This is a genomic window from Pseudomonas sp. VS40 (assembly GCF_018587885.1).
Taxonomy (GTDB): domain Bacteria; phylum Pseudomonadota; class Gammaproteobacteria; order Pseudomonadales; family Pseudomonadaceae; genus Aquipseudomonas; species Aquipseudomonas pergaminensis.
In genome coordinates this window covers 565,317-586,173 of sequence record NZ_JAGYWD010000001.1, presented here as the reverse complement: position 1 = coordinate 586,173, position 20,857 = coordinate 565,317, and the positions used below count along the sequence as shown (strand labels likewise).

Genomic DNA, 20,857 nt, shown 5'->3' with positions numbered 1-20,857 from the left:
GATTCTATCGCTGGCAAGCCAGTTCCTACACAAAACCGGTTCCCACAGGGAAAACGGGCCTGCTTTTTAGTGCTGCAGGATTTTCTCAAGGAAGTGCTGCGCGCGTTCGGAGCGGGCGTTGATGTCGCCGAAGAACTCCTCTTTCGGGCAGTCTTCGATGATCTTGCCGGCGTCCATGAAGATCACGCGGTCGGCGACTTTGCGGGCGAAGCCCATTTCGTGGGTCACGCACATCATGGTCATGCCTTCGTGGGCCAGTTGCACCATCACGTCGAGCACTTCGTTGACCATTTCCGGGTCCAGCGCCGAGGTCGGTTCGTCGAACAGCATGACGATCGGGTCCATGGCCAGGGCGCGGGCGATTGCCACACGTTGTTGCTGGCCGCCGGAAAGCTGGCCCGGGTGCTTGTGGGCGTGCGCCGACAGGCCGACGCGCTCCAGCAGTTGCAGGCCCTTCTTGGTGGCTTCTTCCTTGCTGCGGCCGAGCACCTTGATCTGCGCGATGGTCAGGTTTTCGGTGATGGTCAGGTGCGGGAACAGCTCGAAGTGCTGGAACACCATGCCCACGCGCGAGCGCAGTTTCGGCAGGTCTGTCTTTGGGTCGGCAATCGAGGTGCCGTCCACGACCACGTCGCCTTTCTGGAACGGTTCCAGCGCGTTGACGCACTTGATCAGGGTGGATTTACCCGAGCCGGACGGCCCGCACACCACGATCACTTCGCCTTTTTTAACCTCGGTGCTGCAATCGGTCAGCACCTGGAAGTCGCCATACCACTTGTTGATGTTCTTGATAGAGATCATACGGCAAACCTTTTTTGCAGACGCTTGACCAGCAGCGAGGCGGAAAAGCTGATGATGAAGTAGACGACACCGGCGAAGATCAGGAACTCATTGGAGCGGCCGATGATGTCGCCGTTGGAGCGGGCGGAGTTGAGGAAGTCCACCAGGCCCACGGTGTAGACCAGCGAGGTGTCCTGGAACAGGATGATCGACTGTTGCAGCAGCAACGGAGTCATCTTGCGGAACGCCTGGGGCAGGATGATCAGGCGCATGGTCTGGCCATAGGTCATGCCCATTGCCTGTGCCGCCGCCATCTGGCCCTTGGGGATCGACTGCACGCCGGCCCGCACGATTTCACAGAAGTACGCGGCTTCGAACATCATGAAGGCCACGACGCACGAGGTGAACGCACCGATCGGGGTGTCTTCGCCGGTGATCCAGCGCAACACGAACGGCACCGCCAGGTAGAACCAGGTGATCACCAGCAGCAACGGGATCGAGCGGAAGTAGTTCACGTAGGCGCCAGCCACGCGGGACAACAGTTTGCTGGACGACAGGCGCATCAGCGCCAGGACCGTACCCAGCGCGATACCGCCGATCACGCCCATGACCATCAACTGCAAGGTCATGACCATGCCGTTCCACAGGCCCGGGATGGCGGGGATGATGCCGCTGAAATCGAATTCCATTATTTACCCCCCACGGAGATCAGGCCGGGCACCGCGACTTTCTTCTCGACCACGCGCATCAGCAGCATCAGGCTCATGTTCAGGGTGAAGTAGATCAGCGTGGCCAGGGTGAAGGCTTCAAACAGGTTGGCCGAGAACTCGGCGGTCTGTTTGGTTTGCGCCAGCAGTTCCATCAGGCCGATCAAGGACGCCACGGAGGAGTTCTTGAAGACGTTGAGGAATTCCGAGGTGAGCGGCGGAATGATGATCCGGTAAGCCTGCGGCAGCAGCACGTTCCAGTAGATCTGCGGTAGCTTGAAGCCCATGGCGCGTGCCGCGGATTCCTGGCCGCGTGGCAGCGCCTGGATACCGGTACGCACTTGCTCACACACACGGGCGGCGGTGAACAGGCCCAGGCACACGACAACGCTCAGATAGGCCGAGGTGGTCGGGTTGAGGTCTTGTTTGTACCAGTCCTGCAGGTTCTGCGGCAGCATGTCGGGTACCAGGAAGTACCAGATAAACAGCTGAACCAGCAGCGGCACGTTACGAAACAGTTCCACATAGCAGGTCGCGATGCCCGATACGATGCGGTTTGGCACGGTGCGCATGACGCCCAGAATGGACCCCAGCAGCAAGGCGATAATCCATGCCACGACAGCGATGGCGATGGTCCAGCCCAAACCGGCGATGTACCAGTCGAGATAAGTCTCGCTGCCCACGCCAGTGGACTTGAAGAACACGCCCCAGTCCCAGTTGTAATTCATTAGGGTCTCCCCTCGAGATCGATCGATGTACAAGCACCCGCTTGGGGAAAATCCATTCCCGCCTGGCGATGAACGCCAGGCACACGCGATCGGCTCGAAAACCGCCAGGTCGAGTGTTCCAAAGTAAAGCCAGCAGGTAGTAACAGACGCCTGAGGGAGGGTTGGCTCCCTCAGGAGATAAGCTTAGTCAGGTATCAGATTTTTACGTCAGGGGCTGGCTTGTCGCTTGGGTTAGCGATCAGCTCCTTAACCTTGTCGCTCATCGGGAAGTTCAGGTTCAGGCCTTTTGGTGGGATCGGGCTCTCGAACCACTTGCTGTAGATCTTGTTGATTTCGCCGGATTTGTACAGGGCAACGATGGCGTCATCGACCGCTTTCTTGAAGGCTGGGTCGTCTTTACGCACCATGCAAGCGTAGGCTTCGAAGGACTGCGGAGTACCGGTGATGACCCAGTCGTCCGGCTTCTTGGCCTTGGCTTCTTCACCGGCCAGCAGGGCGTCGTCCATCATGAACGCAACGGCGCGGCCACTTTCCAGCATTTGGAAGGATTCGCCGTGGTCTTTGGCGGAGATGACGTTCATGCCCATCTGCTTGTCGGCGTTCATCGCCTTGATGATGCGCTCGGACGTGGTGCCAGCGGTGGTCACGACGTTCTTGCCTTTCAGGTCAGCGAAGTCGGCGTAGCTCGGCTTGCCATCCTTGTCTTTCTTGACCAGCAGGCGGGTGCCGATTTCGAAGATGTTGACGGTGAAATCAACTTGTTGGGCGCGTTCGGCGTTGTTGGTGGTGGAGCCGCACTCGAGGTCCGCGGTGCCGTTCTGGATCAGCGGAATACGGGTTTGTGAAGTGACCAGGTTGTACTTGGCCTTCAGGTCGGGTTTGTTCAGGTCTTTTTTCAGTTGCTCGACGACGGCCAGCTGAATGTCGTGGGAGTAGCCCACTGGTTTGCCCGAACCATCCGCGATGTAGGAAAACGGAATGGAGCTGTCGCGGTGAGCGAGAGTGATGGTGCCGGAGTCGTTGATCTTCTTCAGGGTGCCGGTCAGTTCGGCGGCGAACACTGGAGTGCTGATCAGAGCAGCAGCGATAGCTGCGCCCAGAATATGGGGAACGATGCGCATCAATACTTCCTCGACATTTGTTTTTTTTATGAAGCCGGCTAAACGGCTCTCTTGTACAGCGAATGCCCGTGACGGCTCCTGAGGCGTCTCAGGCAATCGTCCAAGAGTGTAGAGCATGAGTCGTGCCATACCTGGAATTAAAGGTTATCTATTTGATTTATAAGAAAATTAACTTTGTGTGACGGTTGATTTTCGAAGCATGGGTCCGGCAAACCGAATGGTACGGTGTACGCCGTTCGGAAAACCGAATGGTGAAAGAGGGAAGGTGCAGGCATGAAAAAGCCCCTGGACCTCGCGGCACAGGGGCTTTTTATGGCGGCCCGGTCAGGCCGCTTCAATCTTTGCGCGGTGTTGCTCGACCTTGGACAGGTAACGCTGCACGTTGTCCTGTTCTTCCGGGGTGGTGAACAGGCCAAGCTTGGTGCGACGCCACAGCACATCCTGAGGCTGGGTTGCCCATTCCTCGGTGCACAGGTAATCGACCTCCCGGGTGTACAGGCCACCACCCAGGTGGTCGCCCAGGTCGGCCAGCGATTGCACGCCTTCGAGCAGGCGCCAGGTGCGGCTGCCGTAGGTGGTGGACCAACGGCGCGCGATCTCGCTCGGCACCCAGTCGAACTTGCTGCGGATGGCGTCAGCCAAGGCTTCTGGCGTGGTCATGTCTTCGCCGCCGGGCAGGCTGGCGGTAGCAGTCCAGCTTGGGCGCATGTGGGTGAAGTAGGGGGCCAGTTGCGCCATCGCCGATTCAGCCAGCTTGCGATAGGTGGTCAGTTTGCCGCCAAACACCGACAGGATCGGCGCCTCGCCCGTGCCGCCGGACAGTGCCAGGGTGTAATCGCGGGTGATGGCTGACGGGTTGTCGGACTCGTCGTTGCACAGCGGGCGAACGCCGGAGTAGGTGTGGACGATGTCGTCGCGGCTCAATTGTTTCTTGAAGTGAGCGTTGACCACCTTGAGCATGTAGTCGGTTTCACCCTCGGTGATCGCAACTGCAGCCGGGTCGCCGGTGTATTCGCGGTCCGTGGTGCCGATGATGGTCAGGTGATTCAGGTACGGAATGGTGAAGACGATGCGCTGGTCTTCGTTCTGCAGGATGTGCGCGTGGGCGCCTTCGTACAGTTTCGGCACGATCAGGTGGCTGCCCTGGATCAGGCGGATGCCGTAGGGCGAGTCCAGCTTCAGGTCGTCCTTGATGAATTTGGCGACCCATGGGCCGGCGGCGTTCACCAGTGCGCGGGCGCGGATCGAGAACAGACTGCCGTCGGCGCGTTCCATGTTCATTTCCCACAGGCCCTTGCTGCGGTGTGCGCTGATGCACCGGGTCTGGGTGTGAATGTGCGCGCCTTTTTCGCGGGCGGCCATGGCATTCAGCACCACCAGGCGGGCGTCATCGACCCAGCAGTCGGAGTATTCGAAGCCTTTGGTGATTTCGCTTTTCAGCGGGCTGTCAGGGCCGAACTTGAGGCTTTTCGAACCGGCGAGCTTTTCGCGCTTGCCCAAGTGGTCGTACAGGAACAGGCCGGCACGAATCATCCACGCTGGGCGCAGGTGCGGGCGGTGCGGCAACACGAAGCGCATCTGCTTGACGATATGCGGGGCCTTGGCCAACAGCACTTCGCGTTCGGCCAGCGCTTCGCGCACCAGGCGGAATTCGTAATGTTCGAGGTAACGCAGGCCGCCGTGGATCAGCTTACTGCTGGCGGAGGAGGTGTGGCTGGCCAGGTCATCCTTTTCGCAAAGGAATACCGACAAACCGCGCCCGGCTGCGTCTGCTGCAATGCCGACGCCATTGATCCCGCCACCGATAACGGCAACGTCATAGACTTCGGCAAGCGGTGGGGCAGGCAAGGTAGAAGGGTTCATCGGCTGGCCTCGCGATCTTTTCGTATTGGAATTCGAACATTAATGTTCATTTGCGAAAATGGTAGCTGATAAACGCGCGCACAGCCACCTGACTTCGATTGAAAAAACTCATCGAAGCGGCGGGAAAGGAAAATTTGTGAACATCTGCGGGCGGGACAAGCTACTGATGTGGTGAGCGGGGCAAGCCCGCTCACCCCAGGGTTACACGACTTCCAGTCGAACCTTATGCTGGCTCAACAGCTGCACCAGCGCCGGCACTGGCTGCTGGTCGGTCACCAGGCAGTCCACCAAACTGATCGGGCCCAGGCGAATCATGGCGTTGCGCCCGAATTTGCTGGAGTCCGCCGCCAGGATCACCTGGCGTGCATTGGCGATAATCGCCTGGGATACGCGTACTTCCTGGTAATCAAAGTCCAGCAGACTGCCGTCTTCATCGATACCGCTGATACCCACCAACGCAAAATCGACCTTGAACTGGTTGATAAAGTCGACACTCGCCTGGCCCACTACACCGCCGTCACGGCGCACATTGCCACCGGTGAGCAGCACGTCAAAGTCGTCCTTGGCACTGAGCATGGTGGCGACGTTGAGGTTGTTGGTGATGATTTTCAGGTGATTGTGGTTGAGCAGCGCGCGCGCGATGGATTCGGTGGTGGTGCCGATATTGATGAACAGCGAGGCGTGATCGGGGATTTGCGCGGCGATGGCTTCGCCGATGCGCTGTTTCTCGTCGCGCATCTGGTCGGCCCGCATGGCGTACGCGGTGTTCTCGACACTGGAATCATAGGCCGCGCCGCCGTGGTAGCGGCGCAGCAGATTGGCGTCCGCCAGTTGGTTGATGTCGCGGCGGATGGTTTGCGGGGTGACAACGAATAGCTGCGCCATTTCCTCGATACTGACATAGCCGCGTTCGCGGACCAGTTCGAGGATTTGTTGTTGGCGGGGAGGCAGATTCATGGGGCGTCCTTTGGGCTGCCATACAAAAGTGGCCCATGATGACGCAGGAATCCGCTCCCTGCCAGTTACAACCCTATATGGGTCCGGCGCTTGGCTTATTCAGCGCCTTCGTGGGGCTCCCAGTCACGGGTGCGGCTGACTGCTTTTTGCCAGCCGGCGTAGAGCTTCTCTTTGGCCGCTTCGTCCAGTTGTGGTTCGAATTCGCGCTCGATCATCGCCTTGCCGCGCAACTCGTCCAGGCTGCCCCAGAAGCCGCACGCCAGGCCGGCCAGGTAGGCGGCGCCGAGTGCGGTGGTTTCACGCATTTGCGGGCGCTCGACCTGGGTGCCGAGAATGTCGGCCTGGAATTGCATCAGGAAGTTGTTGGCCACGGCGCCGCCGTCCACACGCAAGGCTTTGAGGCGTTCGCCGGAGTCCTGTTGCATGGCGTCGAGCACGTCGCGGGTCTGGTAGGCAATCGACTCCAGCGCTGCACGAATGATGTGATCCACGCGTACGCCGCGGGTCAGGCCGAACAGTGCGCCACGGGCATACGGGTCCCAGTAAGGCGCGCCCAGGCCGGTGAAGGCTGGCACTAGGTACACGCCGTTGCTGTCCTTGACCTTGCCGGCGAAGTATTCGGTGTCGGTGGCATCGGCGATGATCTTCAGCTCGTCACGCAGCCACTGCACAGTGGAACCACCGTTGAACACTGCGCCTTCCAGGGCGTAAGCCACTTCGCCGCGCGGGCCGCAGGCGATGGTGGTGAGCATGCCGTGCTTGGATTTTACCGCCTTGTCGCCGGTGTTCATCAGCAGGAAGCAACCGGTGCCGTAGGTGTTCTTGGCTTGGCCGGCTTCGACGCACATTTGGCCGAACAGTGCCGCTTGCTGGTCACCGGCGATACCGCCGATGGCGATGCCGCTCTTGGTGCGGCCGTAGATTTCCGAGGAGGATTTGACTTCCGGCAGCATTTCGCGCGGTACGTCGAGGATCTCCAGCATCTTCGCGTCCCACTCCAGGGTGTGGATGTTGAAGAGCATGGTGCGCGAGGCGTTGGTGTAGTCGGTGACGTGGGTCTTGCCGCCGGTAAATTTCCAGATCAGCCAGCTGTCGATGGTGCCGAACAGCAGTTCGCCGTTGCGCGCACGCTCGCGGCTGCCTTCGACGTTGTCGAGGATCCACTTGAGCTTGGTGCCGGAGAAGTACGGGTCGGTGACCAGGCCAGTGGTGTCATTGATGTATTGCTCGTGGCCATCGCGCTTGAGCTGCTGGCAGATCTCGGTGCTACGGCGGCACTGCCAGACGATCGCGTTGTAGATCGGGCGACCGGTGACTTTGTCCCACACCACGGTGGTTTCACGCTGGTTGGTGATGCCGATGGCAGCAACCTGGTCATGGTGCAGGCCGGCCTGTGCCAGCGCTTCGACCATCACCGCACTCTGGGTGGCGAAGATTTCCATCGGGTCATGCTCGACCCAACCGGCTTGTGGGTAATGCTGAGTGAATTCACGCTGGGCGGTGCAGACCACGTTGGCGTCACGATCGAAGATGATCGCGCGGGAACTGGTGGTGCCCTGATCAAGGGCAATGATGTAGTTCTTATTCTGAATGTCGGTCATGTCGATTGCCTTGGACGGAAAATAAGGAAGTAAGGAATCAGCCGGGTCCGCAAAGAGGCAGTGGGGACCCGGCCAGCGCTATCAGGAAATACGCGTCTTGCCGTTGACAGCCGTGTCAGGTGTTTCTTCAGCTATAGCAGGTGCGGCGCTCGGCAGATGGCGGGCAATCAGCCCGCGATAGGCCGCAGCACCGAGGCATGCACCCACAATCGGCGCGAAAATCGGCACCAGGAAGTAAGGAATATCGCGGCCGCCCGTAAAGGCCATTTCACCCCAGCCAGCGAAAAAGGTCATCAGCTTGGGCCCGAAATCCCGCGCCGGGTTCATCGCAAAGCCAGTCAGTGGGCCCATTGCGCTGCCGATCACGGCGATCAGCAGGCCAATCAGCAGCGGGGCCAACGGGCCGCGGGGCAGGCCGTTGTTGTCATCGGTCAAGGCCATAATCACGCCCATCAGGATGGCGGTGATGACCATTTCCACCAGGAACGCCTGGGCAGTGCTCAGCAGCGCATGGGGATAGGTGGAGAACACCGACGCCAATTCCAGGCTGGCCTGGGAGCCGCGCACCATATGGTGGGTTTGTTCGTAATCGAAAAACAGATTGCTGTAGAGCGTGTACACCAAGGCCGCCGAGCAGAAGGCGCCGGCGATCTGAGCGAGGATATAGAAGGGCAGTTTGCGCTTTTCGAAGTCAGCGAAAATACACAGCGCGATGCTGACGGCCGGGTTGAGGTGGGCCCCGGAAATACCGGCGCTCAGGTAGATCGCCATGCTGACGCCAACCCCCCAGATGATACTGATCTCCCACAAGCCAAAGCTGGCACCCGCGACCTTGAGCGCAGCGACACATCCTGTACCGAAGAAGATCAGAAGCGCAGTCCCCAGGAACTCGGCCATGCATTGGCTCGAAAGTGAAGGCTGTTGAAGAGCAGTTGTCATGGAAAACCTCAGTTGTTGTTCTTGTCTGGCGCACAACCTCAACGGATTGTTGCGCGATTTTCACCGTGGCAAGGATCCCCATCCCGGTCGCGGCTTACTGCTTCAATACTGCGGGTCTATTCCTACAGTATTCGGAAACGAAAAAATATAGACAAGAATGACGGCTGTCAAAGGTCGAAAGTGAACTGTCAGTCACTTTCAAACTATTGGTTTGGTGAATGATCACGCTCGGCACATTTTGCGTGTACCGCAAGAGAGTGCGGACTAGAGCGTTTTATGTGGGCTTGGCCTAGAATTGGCCATCTGTTTGCCACGCCTCGGAGCCGCCATGACGCCCGCATTGGACCTGTTGAAAAAAGTTCGCGCCGAACATCGAATCCACAGTTACGAACATGACCCCAAGGCGGCGTCGTATGGGCTGGAAGCCGCGGAGAAATTGGGCCTCGACCCGGCGCGGGTGTTCAAGACCTTACTGGCCAGCAGTGAGAAAGGTGAATTATTGGTGGCAGTGGTGCCGGTCGTCGGAAGTCTGGACCTGAAAGCCCTGGCGCAGGCGGCAGGCGTCAAGAAAGTCGAAATGGCCGACCCGGCAGCCGCGCAACGTTCCACCGGTTACCTGTTGGGCGGCATCAGTCCGTTGGGGCAGAAGAAGCGGTTGCGCACGTTTATCGATGTGACGGCGCAGCCATTTGCGACGATCTTTGTGAGTGCGGGGAGAAGGGGCTTGGAAGTTGAATTGCCGGCGGCTGTGCTGGCTGAACATACCCAGGCCAAGTTCGCGCCGATTGGTCGCGCCTGACGTCCATTTAGAGGTGTATGAGCCAGGTGTGGGAGCGGGCTTGCTCGCGAAGGCGGTGTATCAGTCAATCAATAGGTCGACTGACACTCCGTTTTCGCGAGCAAGCCCGCTCCCACAGGTTGATCCGGTTTCTTCAGTTGGCGGGGCTGTAGCGGCGCACGCCGGATTCGACTTGAGGAATCTGCGCGGCGGTGCTGCCTGAGGCTTGGAACAGCACCAGGTGTTCGGCGGCCACACGGATCCCCACATCCGCGCCGACTTGATGGTCGGCATGGCTCGGGAAAATCGACTCCAACTGCGCGCCGGTCGGCAGTTGCAGGCGATACAAGGTCGACGCGCCGAGGAAGGTCTTGCCGACGATCCGCGCTTTCAAACCGCTGTCCGGGGCGTAGACGATGTCGTCCGGGCGCAGTAGCACGTCCACCGCGCCGCCGGTGGGCCAGGTGTAGGCGCGGTTGCCGCGCAACTCACCCAGCTCGGTGCTGACCGATTCCGGCGAACTCAATTGGCCACGGATGAAGTAACCCTGGCCGATAAAGCTGGCGACGTAGGGCGTCTGCGGTTCGTGATAGAGGTTGTAGGGCGTGTCCCACTGTTCAAGCCGGCCCTCTTTGAACACGCCGACCTGATCGCTGACGGCAAAGGCTTCTTCCTGGTCGTGGGTCACCAGGATCGCACTGGTGCCGCGTGCCTTGAGGATGTCGCGCACCTCATGGCTGAGCTTGCGCCGCAACTCGCCATCGAGGTTGGAAAAGGGTTCATCCAGCAACAACAGGGCCGGCTCCGGCGCCAACGCGCGGGCGAGGGCGACGCGTTGTTGCTGGCCGCCGGAAAGCTCGTGGGGAAAGCGCTTGCCCAGGTTCTTCAGGTTGACCAGCTCCAGCAACTCAGCCACCACGCGGTCTTTCTGCGGATGCTTGCGAATACCGAAGGCAATGTTGTCGGCCACGCTCAAGTGAGGAAACAGTGCGTAGTCCTGGAACACCATCCCGATACGACGTTTCTCTGGTGCCAGTGTGAAACCGGCACTGGAGATCACTTCACCCGCCAGGCTGATTTCACCTTCGTGCACCGGCTCAAACCCGGCAATCGCCCGCAGCGTGGTGGTTTTGCCGCAGCCCGAAGAACCCAGCAGGCAACCGATGTCGCCGGCGTTGAGGTGCAGATTGAGGTTCTGCACCACCCGTTGATCTTGATAGCCGCATGCCAGATTGCGCAGGTTCAGCAGTAATGAATGGCTCATGCGTGGTGGTACGACGGCGGAACGAGGAATTCGAGCAGCGCCTTTTGCGCGTGCAGGCGGTTTTCAGCCTGGTCCCAGGCGACCGAGCGTGGGTCGTCGAGCAAGTCGAGGCTGATCTCTTCACCACGGTGGGCTGGCAGGCAGTGCATGAACAGCACATCCGGCGCGGCCAGGTCGAGCAGCGCGCGGTTCACTTGGTACGGCGCGAACAGGGCCAGGCGCTGGGTGGTCTCGTCTTCCTGGCCCATGGAGGTCCAGACGTCGGTGCTCACCAGGTGCGCGCCAATCACGGCGTCGCGTGGGTCGCGCACGAGGGTCACACGGTCACCGGCCTGTGCCAGGAAGCGCGCGTCCGGCTCGTAGCCTTCCGGGCAGGCAACGCGTAGGTGGAAGTCGAACTGGATGGCGGCTTCTATATAGCTGTTGCACATATTGTTGCCGTCGCCGATCCAGGCCACGGTCTTGCCCTGGATCGAGCCACGGTGTTCGAGGAACGTTTGCATGTCGGCCAGCAACTGGCACGGGTGCAGGTCATCGGACAGGCCGTTGATCACCGGCACGCGGGAGTTGGCGGAAAATTCGGTCACGGTGCTGTGGGCAAAGGTACGGATCATCACCGCATCAAGCATGCTCGAGAGGACGATGGCGCTGTCGGCGATTGGCTCGCCGCGGCCCAATTGGGTGTCGCGCGAGGACAAGAAGATGGCCTGGCCACCCAGTTGGATCATGCCGGCTTCGAAGGACACGCGGGTGCGGGTCGACGACTTCTCGAAAATCATCCCGAGCACGCGGTTTTTCAAAGGCTCGAACAGTACGCCGCGGTTACGCAGGTCTTTAAGCTCAATGCCTCGACGGATCACGCTGACCAGCTCTTCGGGCGTGCAATCCATCAGGGAGAGAAAGTGCCTTGCGCTCATCATTAACTACCTTTTTGCAACAGACCGCAGATACTCAAAGCCTTGTTTATTGTGACAACGGGCGAGACCTGCGGCGAAAGCCGCACGGGGCGACGAAATAGGGGAAGGCGCGATCTTATAATTAAATGTCGCGTCTTACCAATAGGGCTACGGTTTTTAGGGGTGTTCAAGCAGGGCGCCGGAGCGCTTTTGAAGACGAATACCAGACAGCAGCGGGTCATTTGTACACTGGCGTCACAACCTTTTGCAATGCGCGGAGGCGGCTGCGGGCCAGGCTGAGTCGGTTTCAGCGTGGCTGTGCGAAGTTTCTGAAACATTTGCTCATGCTTAGCCATGGCCGGGCCTGATGCTTGTCGATTCACGGCACTGACGTTGGTGGTGCCTTGGCCTTCAGCGGCCCATAGTTGAATCAAAGCCCTGATAAGAGACTGGCCATGACCAAGACTCTCCACCACCGTGCCTGCCATCTGTGTGAAGCCATCTGCGGCTTGACGCTCGAAACCACCCAGGCCGACGACGGCAGCCTGGCAATCACCTCGATCAAGGGCGACGCCCAAGACAGTTTCAGCCGTGGGCATATCTGCCCCAAGGCCGTGGCGCTGCAGGATATCCAGAATGATCCCGACCGCCTGCACCAGCCCATGTTGCGGGTGGGCAGCGAATGGCAGCCAATTGCCTGGGACGAGGCCTTTGCACGCGTTGCCGAGCGGTTGGCCGGCATTCAGGCGCGGCACGGACAGAATGCAGTGGCGGTGTATCAGGGCAATCCCAGCGTGCATAACTATGGGTTGATGACCCACAGCAACTACTTTCTTGGGCAACTGAAGACGCGCAATCGGTTTTCCGCTACCTCGGTGGACCAGTTGCCCCACCACCTCACCAGTTACCTCATGTACGGCCATGGTCTGTTGCTGCCTATCCCGGACATCGACCACACCGACTTTATGCTGATCCTGGGCGGCAACCCACTGGCGTCCAACGGCAGCATCATGACCGTGCCCGATGTGGAGAAGCGTCTCAAGGCGATCCAGGCGCGGGGCGGCAAAGTGGTAGTGGTCGACCCTCGGCGTAGCGAGACGGCGGCGATGGCCGACCAGCATCTGTTCGTGCGTCCAGGCGGTGATGCGGCATTGTTGTTCGGCGTACTCAATACCTTGTTTACCGAAGGCCTGACCCGCGACAGCCATCTGCCGGTTGAAGGCCTTGAGGATGTACGCCGTGCCATCGCCGGCTTCACCGCCGAGGCCATGAGCCGTCAGTGTGCAGTGCCTGCCGAGCAGATCCGCCAACTGGCGCGGGACTTTGCCGCCGCCGACAAAGCGGTATGTTACGGGCGCATGGGTGTTTCGACCCAGGCGTTCGGCACCCTGTGCCATTGGTTGGTGCAATTGATCAACCTGGTGACGGGCAATCTGGATCGTGTCGGTGGGGCGCTGTGCACCACACCGGCGGTGGATCTGGTGGCATCGACCGGTGGTGGGCATTTCAATCGTTGGCAGAGCCGGGTTTCCGGGCGCCCGGAATACGGCGGCGAGCTGCCGGTGTCGGCGTTGGCCGAAGAAATGCTCACCGAAGGCGATGGGCAAATCCGTGCCCTGGTGACAGTGGCAGGCAACCCGGTGCTGTCGACGCCCAACGGCCGGCAACTGGAACAAGCCCTGGATGGCCTGGAATTCATGGTCAGCATCGACCTCTATATCAACGAGACCACGCGGTATGCCGACCTGATCCTGCCGTCTACGTCGGCGCTGGAAAATGATCACTACGACACGACCTTCAATATGTTCGCGGTGCGTAATGTCACCCGGTTTAACCGGGCGATTCTGCCCAAGCCCGTGGGCGCGCTGCATGACTGGGAGATCTTCGTCGGCCTGGCCCAGGCGTTTGCCGCACAGACCGGCACGACGCTCAAGCCCACGATGCCGCCTTCGCACATGATCGATTTCGGCCTGCGCGCCGGGGTGTACGGTGATGCCTCCAGCCATAAGTTATCCGTGGCCATGCTGGCGGATCATCCCCACGGCGTGGACCTCGGGCCGCTGCGGCCCAACCTTGCCGCACGTCTGAAAACCACGGATGGCAAGGTGCAAGCGGCACCGGCAGTGATCCTCGCCGACCTGGCGCGTTTTGCGGCGCAGCCGATGCCCCTGGCCGACGAACTGCTGCTCATCGGCCGTCGTCATGTGCGTAGTAATAATTCCTGGATGCATAACTATCACCGGCTGGTGAAAGGCAAGCCGCGCCATCAATTGTTGATGCACCCGGATGACCTCGCCAGCCGGCAGCTGAATGATGGCCAGCGTGTGCGCGTGAGTTCGCGCATCGGCATGATCGAAGTGGAAGTGGTCGCCAGCCTGGACATGATGCCTGGCGTGGTCAGCCTGCCTCACGGTTGGGGCCATGGACGACCGGGTGTGCAGATGACGATCGCCAGCGGACAGCCGGGGGCGAGTGCCAATGACTTGACCGACGAGCGGCAGTTGGATGAGTTATCCGGCAATGCGGCGTTGAATGGCGTTCCGGTGCAGGTAGCAGCCGCCTGAGCACCAGGCTGGAATTTTGCGTTACAATGCGCCACCGTGCCGACCTGTGAGTCGCAAAGTTCCAGCCGAGGTGTTCCATGGATATCATCGAAACGATCAAAGAGCAGATTGCCAACAACACCATTCTGCTTTACATGAAGGGCGCGCCCAACGCTCCTCAGTGCGGTTTCTCCGCGAAGGCGTCCCAGGCCATCATGGCGTGTGGCGAGAAATTCGCTTACGTGGATATCCTGCAAAACCCTGAAATCCGCGCCAACCTGCCAAAGTATGCCAACTGGCCTACATTCCCACAGCTGTGGGTAGCCGGTGAGCTGGTCGGCGGTAGCGACATCATCGTTGAGATGGCGGCTGATGGTTCGTTGCAGGCGCTGATCAAAGAAGCAGCGGCCAACGCCGCAGCCAAGACCGACGCGTAATTGTGTAGGCGCCGGCAAGCCGGCGCCTACCCGTCATCGGTCAATAAAAAGCCCCGCTTCTCGTGAGAGAGCGGGGCTTTTTTGTACCGGCGCGCTGAGGGCTTATTCGCCCATCTGCGATTGCAGGTAGTTTTCCAGGCTGACCTTGTCGATCAGGCCCAATTGGGTTTCCAGCCAGTCGATATGCTCTTCCTGGTCTTCGAGGATGTCTTCCAGCAGCTCACGGCTGCCGAAGTCGCCCTTGGTCTCGCAGTGAGCGATGGCGGCCTTGAGGTCGCTGTGGCTCTTGCGCTCGAAACCCAGGTCGCTGCCGAGCATTTCCTGGGTGTGCTCGCCGATGTTCAGCTTGCCCAGGTCCTGCACGTTCGGCAGACCTTCCAGGAACAGGATGCGCTTGATCAACGCGTCAGCGTCTTTCATGGCCTTGATGGATTCTTTGTATTCGCGCTTGCCCAGCTTTTCCAGGCCCCAATCGTCATACATGCGCGCATGCAGAAAGTACTGATTGATCGCGACCAGTTCATTGGCAAGGATTTTGTTGAGTTGCTGGATGACTGAGATGTCGCCTTTCATGACTGGGGTCCTGCCCTGTAATCGCTGTGTATAGGGCGGAGTTTGAGCGGCGAATTCCCTAGTGTCAAACCTAAGTTATTGAATAATAAATGAAAATTAATCGGAATAAGAATGTTTGTGTTCCGCGTCTTGACGCTAACTAATTGAATTGCGGGCATAAAAAAACCGGACACTAAGTCCGGTTCTTTAAAACACGCCCAATCAGGCGTGTGTAAATTCTGCTGAATAGGGGAGCGCGGACTGGGCTGTCTGCAGCTGCGTCAGGGTTTCCCGTACCACTTGCTTGGCGAGGCAAGCACATTTACCGCACTGGCTGGCAACGCCGGTGGTTTCACGCACTTCCTTGTAGCTGCAGCAACCTTCATAGATTGCTTCGCGGATTTGTCCGTCGGTGACGCCAGTACAGAGGCACACATACATAAGGGAGAACCGTCGCGGGTTTAAGGCTTAAGTGCGATGGATCTTAATGTTAACGAGAATGATTGTCAAAGTAGATTCGTAGGGTATTCGCTGGCACCGCGCCCGCACTGACGAACGGTTTTTTCAGTGTATGATGGTCGGTCTTCACGAAGCGTGACTGCGTCACAGGGCTGTCGCCTAAACACGGCAGACTCAAGGCCGGTCCTTTTACTTCAATCGTCACCCCTACATCAGGAGATATCCAATGAGCGTACTCGTCGGCAAACAAGCCCCGGATTTCGACGTCCCAGCCGTCCTCGGCAATGGCGAAATCGTAGACAGCTTCAAACTGTCTGAAGCCATCAAAGGCAAATACGGCCTGGTGTTCTTCTACCCGCTGGACTTCACCTTCGTCTGCCCTTCGGAGCTGATCGCTCTGGACCACCGCATGGACGATTTCAAGGCGCGCAACGTTGAAGTGGTAGCCGTTTCCATCGACTCCCATTTCACCCACAACGCCTGGCGCAACACTGCCATCAACGATGGCGGCATCGGCAAAGTCAAATACACCATGGCTGCCGACATGAAGCACGACATCGCCAAGGCCTACGACGTTGAATCCGAAGGCGGCGTGGCGTTCCGTGGCGCATTCCTGATCGACGACAAAGGCGTGGTTCGCTCCCAGATCATCAACGACCTGCCACTGGGTCGCAACATGGAAGAGCTGATCCGTCTGGTCGACGCCCTGCAATTCCACGAAGAGCACGGCGAAGTCTGCCCTGCCAACTGGAAAAAAGGCGACAAAGGCATGAACGCTTCGCCAGAAGGCGTTGCGGCTTACCTGACCGAGAACGCTGGCAAGCTGTAAGCCAGAATCGAGGTACAAAAAAACCGGCCTGTGAAAGGGCCGGTTTTTTTTGTGCTCAGGAAAAGCGCCTGTGGCAAGCCCGCTCACCACAAAAGCGCTGTTAGTCGTTGAAGTCTTCCCAGCCGCCCATCTGCTTCCAGCGGTTGACGATGCCGCAGAACAGCTCGGCAGTCTTCTCGGTGTCGTAGCGGGCCGAGTGAGCCTCACGACCGTCAAAGTCGATACCGGCGGCCTGGCAGGCCTTCGCCAGCACCGTCTGGCCATAAGCCAGACCAGCGAGGGTTGCGGTGTCGAAGCTGGAGAACGGGTGAAACGGATTGCGCTTCATATCCAACCGCGCCACGGCGGCGTTCAGGAAGCCCAGATCGAAACTGCTGTTGTGGCCGACCAGGATCGCGCGCTTGCAGCCATTGGCCTTCAGCGCCTTGCGCACGCCACGGAAGATATCGGTCAGCGCCGCTTCTTCACTCACCGCCATGCGCAGGGGGTGGTCTAGCTTGATCCCGGTGAACTCCAGGGCAGCCGCTTCGATGTTGGCGCCTTCGAACGGCTCGACGCGGAAGAAGTGGGTGTGTTCCGGGAACACAAAGCCCTGTTCATCCATGCCGATCGTGGTCGCAGCGATTTCCAGCAGCGCGTCGGTGGCGCAATTGAAACCACCGGTTTCTACGTCGATGACAACCGGCAGATAGCCGCGGAACCGCTCGGCCATCGGGTGACGGGAGCCGCCACCACTGTGCTCGTGTTCGTCATCGTAATGGTCTTCACTCACTTGCTTTCCTCCAGCAGGCGCCAGCGCAGTGTTTCACCGGCGCGCAGCGGGATAACAGTCAGCTCGCCAAACGGCAGGCTGGCAGGGGCGGTCCAGTCTTCACGGACCAGGGTGATGCGGTCGGTATTCGCTGGCAGGCCGTAGAAACGCGGACCATTGAGGCTGGCGAACCCTTCGAGCTTGTCCAGCGCATTGCGCTGTTCGAATGCTTCGGCGTACAGCTCGATCGCGGCATATGCGGTATAGCAGCCGGCACAGCCGCACGCGGCTTCTTTCGCGTGTTGGGCGTGAGGCGCGGAGTCGGTGCCGAGGAAAAACTTCGGATTGCCGCTGGTCGCCGCATCCAGCAAGGCCACCTGGTGGGTGTTGCGCTTGAGGATCGGCAAGCAATAGAAGTGCGGCCGGATCCCGCCCACCAGCATGTGGTTGCGGTTGTACAACAGGTGATGCGCGGTGATGGTCGCGCCGACGTTGGCCGAGGCCTCGGTGACGAACTGCACGGCATCGGCGGTGGTGATGTGCTCGAACACCACCTTGAGGGTCGGGAACAGCTCGACCACACGGCGCATATGCTCGTCGATGAAGATCTTCTCGCGATCGAACACGTCCACGTCGCCACGGGTAACTTCACCGTGGATCAACAGCGGCATGCCGACTTCCGCCATGGCTTCGATGGCCGGCAGGATCTTGTCGATACTGGTCACGCCGGAATCGGAGTTGGTGGTCGCGCCGGCCGGGTACAGCTTGGCGGCGTGCACGAAGCCGCTGGCCTTGGCCTCGCGAATTTCTTCGGGCTGGGTGCGGTCGGTGAGGTAGAGCACCATCAGCGGTTCGAAGCGGCTGCCGGCCGGCCGAGCAGCGAGGATACGCTGGCGGTAGGCATCGGCTTGCTCGGCGTTACGCACCGGAGGTACCAGGTTAGGCATGATGATGGCGCGGCCAAACGTGCGCGCTACATCGGCCACGGTGTGGGGTAACGCAGCACCATCGCGAAGATGAATATGCCAGTCGTCGGGACGCAGCAGGGTCAGGCGGTCGGACATTGGGGATTCCAGGCGGGTCAATCTGGTGGGAATGCTACCGGAAAAGACTCTTGCAGGCACCCGCTATCAAGTTTTGCAGGATGCAACCGATAGCCTTTTGTATGCCTTATCGATGTATGACGCTTTGAAGTGTTGTAGAAACCAGTGGAGCCTCCCGTGCGCCAGCATTATCTAGCCCTGCTCAGTGTGTTCGCCAGCCTGCCTGCGATGGCCCTCACGTTCCAGACACGTCTGGAGAATATTGAGTGGAAGGTAGAAGGCGACCAGTTCGAGTGCCGCCTGACCCAGCCGATCACCGACTTCGGCTCGGGTGAGTTCGTGCGCCGGGCCGGTGAGCAGGCGACGTTTCGTCTGAAAGCCTATAATGGCTCGCTGGGCGCAGGCTCGGCGACCTTGCTGGCCGCCGCTGCGCCTTGGCAGCCGGGGCGCGGTGATATCAACCTTGGCGCCGTGCGTGCCGGCAGCGGCGACGTCTTGTTCAACAGCTCCCAGGCCCAGGCCGGGCGCCTGTTCACGGGGCTTCTGGAAGGGCGCAGCCCGACTGTTCGCCACTACGGGCGTGAGGGCGGCTACTCGGAAATTCGCCTGTTGCCGGTGAAATTCAACAAGGCCTTTAACGACTATCAGCTGTGCACCACCAAGCTGTTGCCGATGAATTACGACCAGGTCAAGCAGACCGAGGTCGGTTTCCCCGGCGGTGGTATCGAGCTGGACGCGGCGGCCAAGAAGAAGCTCGACGTGATCCTCGCGTTCATGAAAGCCGATCCCACCGTCAACCACATCGAGTTGAACGGCCATTCGGACAACAGCGGCAACCGCTTGACCAACCGCGACGTCTCGCGCCGCCGTGGCCTGGCAGTCATGGACTACTTCAAGGCCAACGGTATCCAGGAATCGCAGATCACCCTGCGTTTCCATGGCGAAAGCTACCCACTGGCGCCGAACACCAATGCGGCCAACCGGGCACGCAATCGTCGCGTGAATATTCAGCTTGAGCGCGTGGCTCCCCCCGAGAAACCGGCCCCCACGGCCACCGGCCCGAGCAACCCTGCGCACACCTCATAAGGGGCGACCATCGGTCGCCCGCTCGACATAATCTGTCGCTTTATCTTCATTTGCTGTCGCGCCCCTGTAAATTCGCGGTTTTGGTCGGTAGAATCGACGCCTTTCCGTACAACCCCGTGGAGTGATGGCATGGCCGACGTAAACAAGGTCGTTCTCGCGTATTCCGGCGGCCTGGACACTTCGGTGATCCTCAAGTGGCTGCAGGATACTTATAACTGTGAAGTGGTGACCTTCACCGCTGACCTGGGTCAGGGCGAAGAGGTCGAACCTGCACGTGCCAAGGCGCAAGCCATGGGCGTGAAAGAGATCTACATTGACGACCTGCGCGAAGAGTTCGTCCGCGATTTCGTTTTCCCGATGTTTCGCGCCAACACCGTCTACGAAGGCGAGTACCTGCTGGGTACCTCCATCGCACGTCCGCTGATCGCCAAGCGCCTGATCGAAATCGCCAACGAAACCGGCGCCGACGCCATTTCCCATGGCGCGACCGGCAAGGGCAACGACCAAGTGCGTTTCGAACTGGGTGCCTATGCACTCAAGCCAGGCGTGAAAGTGATTGCCCCGTGGCGTGAATGGGACCTGCTGTCCCGTGAAAAGCTGATGGATTACGCTGAAAAGCACGCGATCCCGATCGAGCGTCACGGCAAGAAGAAGTCCCCGTACTCGATGGATGCCAACCTGCTGCACATCTCCTATGAAGGCGGCGTGCTGGAAGACACCTGGACCGAGCACGAAGAAGACATGTGGAAGTGGACCGTCTCCCCGGAGAACGCTCCCGATAAGCCGCAATACCTGGAACTGACCTACCGCAACGGCGACATCGTCGCATTGGACGGCGTCGAAATGACCCCGGCCACCGTGCTGGCGACCCTGAACCGTATCGGTGGCGAACACGGTATCGGCCGTCTCGACATCGTCGAGAACCGTTACGTGGGCATGAAGTCCCGTGGCTGCTACGAAACCCCAGGCGGCACCATCATGCTGCGCGCCCACCGCGCCATTGAGTCCATCACCCTGGACCGCGAAGTGGCTCACCTCAAAGACGAGCTGATGCCCAAGTACGCCAGCCTGATCTACACCGGCTACTGGTGGAGCCCTGAGCGTCTGATGCTGCAACAGATGATCGACGCATCCCAGGTTCACGTGAACGGCGTTGTGCGCCTGAAGCTGTACAAGGGCAACGTGATCGTTACCGGTCGCAAGTCCGATGAATCGCTGTTCGACGCCAACATCGCCACCTTCGAAGAAGACGGCGGCGCCTACAACCAGGCGGACGCAGCGGGCTTTATCAAGTTGAATGCACTGCGCATGCGCATTGCGGCCAACAAAGGTCGCTCGTTGTTCTAAGTCTCGGCGCACTATAAAGAATGGCCCCTTGTTCAAGGGGCCATTTTTTTTGGCCGTGGATTTTGTGGTGGGTTGTGGGGTTTATTTTTTTAAACGTGCGTTGATGTTTTTCTAAGTCCCTTTCCTTTTCAATGGTTTTGAATGAATTTTTGTTTAAAGGATGTAGGGAGAATGAA

Annotated in this window: 20 protein-coding genes; 6 read left to right on the top strand and 14 right to left on the bottom strand. The window is 59.5% G+C overall.

The genetic code is table 11. The features are described 5' to 3' along the window. Positions 1-66: 66 nt before the first annotated feature. The 8 genes from KHP07_RS02720 to KHP07_RS02685 form a co-directional block, all read right to left on the bottom strand. On the bottom strand, positions 67-801 hold the full coding sequence (locus tag KHP07_RS02720; protein ID WP_034102398.1) for an amino acid ABC transporter ATP-binding protein: 735 nt from the start codon (positions 799-801) through the stop codon (positions 67-69). Beyond that, positions 798-1,469 (bottom strand): amino acid ABC transporter permease, encoded by a 672-nt coding sequence (locus KHP07_RS02715; RefSeq protein ID WP_078047112.1) that lies wholly within the window; start codon positions 1,467-1,469, stop codon positions 798-800. Before KHP07_RS02715 ends, KHP07_RS02720 begins: the two co-directional genes overlap by 4 nt. Continuing rightward, positions 1,469-2,215 (bottom strand): amino acid ABC transporter permease, encoded by a 747-nt coding sequence (locus tag KHP07_RS02710; RefSeq protein ID WP_025856885.1) that lies wholly within the window; start codon positions 2,213-2,215, stop codon positions 1,469-1,471. The genes KHP07_RS02715 and KHP07_RS02710 overlap by 1 nt, the downstream gene beginning before the upstream one ends. A 194-nt stretch (positions 2,216-2,409) precedes the next feature. Next, entirely contained in the window at positions 2,410-3,336 is a 927-nt protein-coding gene (locus tag KHP07_RS02705; protein WP_010212760.1) for a glutamate/aspartate ABC transporter substrate-binding protein, read from the bottom strand. A gap of 324 nt (positions 3,337-3,660) precedes the next feature. Beyond that, a complete protein-coding gene (glpD, locus tag KHP07_RS02700) occupies positions 3,661-5,199 on the bottom strand; it encodes a glycerol-3-phosphate dehydrogenase (RefSeq protein WP_099494169.1) in 1,539 nt (512 codons plus the stop codon). Between the two features lie 201 nt (positions 5,200-5,400). Then, positions 5,401-6,156, bottom strand: coding sequence for a DeoR/GlpR family transcriptional regulator (locus KHP07_RS02695; protein WP_025856881.1), 756 nt, complete (start codon positions 6,154-6,156; stop codon positions 5,401-5,403). A gap of 95 nt (positions 6,157-6,251) precedes the next feature. Further along, entirely contained in the window at positions 6,252-7,757 is a 1,506-nt protein-coding gene (gene glpK / locus KHP07_RS02690) for a glycerol kinase GlpK (protein WP_214496554.1), read from the bottom strand. 81 nt (positions 7,758-7,838) lie between these two features. Further along, positions 7,839-8,696: an MIP/aquaporin family protein gene (locus KHP07_RS02685; RefSeq protein WP_012722481.1), complete on the bottom strand. Its 858-nt coding sequence runs from the start codon at positions 8,694-8,696 to the stop codon at positions 7,839-7,841. Between the two features lie 328 nt (positions 8,697-9,024). Here KHP07_RS02685 and ybaK point away from each other — a divergent pair, with 328 nt between their 5' ends. Beyond that, positions 9,025-9,495 carry a Cys-tRNA(Pro) deacylase gene (ybaK, locus tag KHP07_RS02680; RefSeq protein ID WP_214496553.1) on the top strand — a complete coding sequence of 157 codons (471 nt, stop codon included), beginning with the start codon at positions 9,025-9,027 and terminating at the stop codon, positions 9,493-9,495. A gap of 133 nt (positions 9,496-9,628) precedes the next feature. Here the strand turns inward: ybaK and KHP07_RS02675 are convergent, their stop codons facing one another. Together KHP07_RS02675 and argF are read right to left on the bottom strand one after the other, a co-directional pair. After that, positions 9,629-10,738 carry an ABC transporter ATP-binding protein gene (locus tag KHP07_RS02675; protein WP_078047115.1) on the bottom strand — a complete coding sequence of 370 codons (1,110 nt, stop codon included), beginning with the start codon at positions 10,736-10,738 and terminating at the stop codon, positions 9,629-9,631. Further along, complete coding sequence (gene argF / locus KHP07_RS02670) at positions 10,735-11,655, bottom strand: ornithine carbamoyltransferase (protein WP_034102406.1); 921 nt, start codon at positions 11,653-11,655, stop codon at positions 10,735-10,737. The genes KHP07_RS02675 and argF overlap by 4 nt, the downstream gene beginning before the upstream one ends. Before the next feature lie 434 nt (positions 11,656-12,089). Here argF and KHP07_RS02665 point away from each other — a divergent pair, with 434 nt between their 5' ends. Next, on the top strand, positions 12,090-14,198 hold the full coding sequence (locus KHP07_RS02665) for a molybdopterin oxidoreductase family protein (protein ID WP_078047117.1): 2,109 nt from the start codon (positions 12,090-12,092) through the stop codon (positions 14,196-14,198). A 77-nt stretch (positions 14,199-14,275) separates the two neighbouring features. Continuing rightward, the gene (gene grxD / locus KHP07_RS02660; RefSeq protein ID WP_065906770.1) at positions 14,276-14,614 is read left to right on the top strand and encodes a Grx4 family monothiol glutaredoxin; all 339 of its coding nucleotides are present in this window, start codon (positions 14,276-14,278) and stop codon (positions 14,612-14,614) included. 102 nt (positions 14,615-14,716) lie between these two features. On the opposite strand, the gene bfr is transcribed toward grxD, so the two are convergent. Both bfr and KHP07_RS02650 read right to left on the bottom strand, forming a co-directional pair. Further along, positions 14,717-15,187 (bottom strand): bacterioferritin, encoded by a 471-nt coding sequence (bfr, locus tag KHP07_RS02655; RefSeq protein ID WP_010212744.1) that lies wholly within the window; start codon positions 15,185-15,187, stop codon positions 14,717-14,719. Between the two features lie 201 nt (positions 15,188-15,388). Then, a complete protein-coding gene (locus KHP07_RS02650; protein WP_078047118.1) occupies positions 15,389-15,607 on the bottom strand; it encodes a bacterioferritin-associated ferredoxin in 219 nt (72 codons plus the stop codon). A gap of 244 nt (positions 15,608-15,851) precedes the next feature. Between KHP07_RS02650 and KHP07_RS02645 the strand changes: the two genes are divergently transcribed. Then, positions 15,852-16,454, top strand: coding sequence for a peroxiredoxin (locus tag KHP07_RS02645; protein ID WP_003172097.1), 603 nt, complete (start codon positions 15,852-15,854; stop codon positions 16,452-16,454). 100 nt (positions 16,455-16,554) lie between these two features. On the opposite strand, the gene rnt is transcribed toward KHP07_RS02645, so the two are convergent. Then, on the bottom strand, positions 16,555-17,226 hold the full coding sequence (rnt, locus tag KHP07_RS02640) for a ribonuclease T (RefSeq protein ID WP_010564138.1): 672 nt from the start codon (positions 17,224-17,226) through the stop codon (positions 16,555-16,557). Then, on the bottom strand, positions 17,223-18,269 hold the full coding sequence (gene pyrC, locus KHP07_RS02635; RefSeq protein WP_034102409.1) for a dihydroorotase: 1,047 nt from the start codon (positions 18,267-18,269) through the stop codon (positions 17,223-17,225). Before pyrC ends, rnt begins: the two co-directional genes overlap by 4 nt. Positions 18,270-18,425: 156 nt before the next feature. On the opposite strand from pyrC, the gene KHP07_RS02630 reads away from it, so the two are divergent. After that, entirely contained in the window at positions 18,426-19,334 is a 909-nt protein-coding gene (locus KHP07_RS02630) for a flagellar protein MotY (RefSeq protein WP_078047119.1), read from the top strand. Between the two features lie 129 nt (positions 19,335-19,463). Continuing rightward, positions 19,464-20,681 carry an argininosuccinate synthase gene (locus tag KHP07_RS02625; protein WP_010212738.1) on the top strand — a complete coding sequence of 406 codons (1,218 nt, stop codon included), beginning with the start codon at positions 19,464-19,466 and terminating at the stop codon, positions 20,679-20,681. The last annotated feature ends 176 nt before the right edge of the window (positions 20,682-20,857 follow it).